This window comes from Mesorhizobium sp. M7A.T.Ca.US.000.02.2.1 (assembly GCF_003996995.1).
Lineage (GTDB): Bacteria > Pseudomonadota > Alphaproteobacteria > Rhizobiales > Rhizobiaceae > Mesorhizobium.
The window spans coordinates 1-1,114 of sequence record NZ_RZTT01000788.1 but is presented as its reverse complement, the minus strand read 5'-3'; the positions used below and the strand labels follow the sequence as shown (position 1 = coordinate 1,114).

Annotated in this window: 2 protein-coding genes; both read right to left on the bottom strand. The window is 63.8% G+C overall.

Features of this window, described 5'->3' with window-relative positions; all coding sequences use genetic code 11:
- Positions 1-11 precede the first annotated feature (11 nt).
- A complete protein-coding gene (gene cysQ, locus EOD15_RS34640) occupies positions 12-800 on the bottom strand; it encodes a 3'(2'),5'-bisphosphate nucleotidase CysQ (RefSeq protein WP_164748814.1) in 789 nt (262 codons plus the stop codon).
- A gap of 10 nt (positions 801-810) precedes the next feature.
- Positions 811-1,114, bottom strand: a 304-nt coding sequence (locus EOD15_RS34635; protein WP_127409318.1) for an adenylyl-sulfate kinase, incomplete at its 5' end; no start/stop codon positions are given.

Here is a 1,114-nt window from a genome sequence, read left to right as displayed (position 1 = left end):
CCGACCTTTTCTCAGCCGGGGCCCGCCGCCCTGCCGCTGGCAATGAAATGCGGATTGGCAAAATCCTCGTCGTCGCTTTGCCTGCGCTTGCCATAGACCAGAGGTTGGCCGTCGAGCGTGCGCGTCATGCCGCCGGCGGCGCGCAGGATAGCGTCGCCCGCCGCTGTGTCCCATTCCATGGTGCGGCCGAAGCGCGGATAGACATCAGCCTCGGCACTGGCGAGAAGGCAGAACTTCAAGGACGAACCGACCGAAACGATTTCGGCGGCACCGAGGTCGCGAATATAGGCCTCGGTTTCCGGTGTGTTGTGAGACCGACTGGCGACGACGGCCAGCGGCGTCGCGGCCGTTCTCGCCGCGATCGGCCGGCGGCCGACGATCTGGTAATCGCCATCGATTTCGAGTGATTCCGCCCTGCCCGGCAGGCCGGAAAAGAAGCGGCCCGTGCAGGGCGCAAAGACGACGCCGACTTCCGGCACGCCATCGCGAACCAGCGCTATGTTGACCGTGAAATCGGTGCGGCGGTTGACGAACTCCTTGGTCCCATCGAGCGGATCGATCAGAAAAAAAGCCCCGTCCAGATCGGGCGGCACGATGCCGGCGGAAGCTTCTTCCTCGGCCACGCAGGGGATATCGGGAAATGCGGCACGCAGTCCGGCGAGAATGATTTTTTCGCTCTCGCGGTCCGCCTCGGTCACCGGCGAGGCGTCGGACTTACGGTCAACCGCACAGCCGGCGTGGAACACGCGCATCACCTCGCGCCCGGCCGACAAGGCCAGGCGCTCGAAGATTTCAAGCATCAGCCTGTCGTCAGATGCCGCCGCCGCTATCGTATTGGTCTTCGGCAATGTCGCGCTCGTTCAGCCAGTGTTCCAGGGCGTCGACCATCTCTTCGGCCGACTTGCCGAGTGTCCGCAGATGGACCTCCGGGGTTTCCGGCGCTTCATAAGGGGAATCGACGCCGGTGAAATTCTTGATCTCGCCATTCAGCGCGCGCGCATAGAGGCCCTTCGGATCACGCCTGGCGCATTCCTCGAAGGGCGTATCGACGAACACTTCGACGAATTCTCCGTCGGCCATCAATTCACGCGCCATGCGCCGCTCGGCGCTGAAG

Excerpts from the sequence above, each read along its gene's own strand:
- cysQ (WP_164748814.1), bottom strand. The coding sequence starts at position 800 with ATGCTTGAAATCTTCGAGCGCCTGGCCTTGTCGGCCGGGCGCGAGGTG.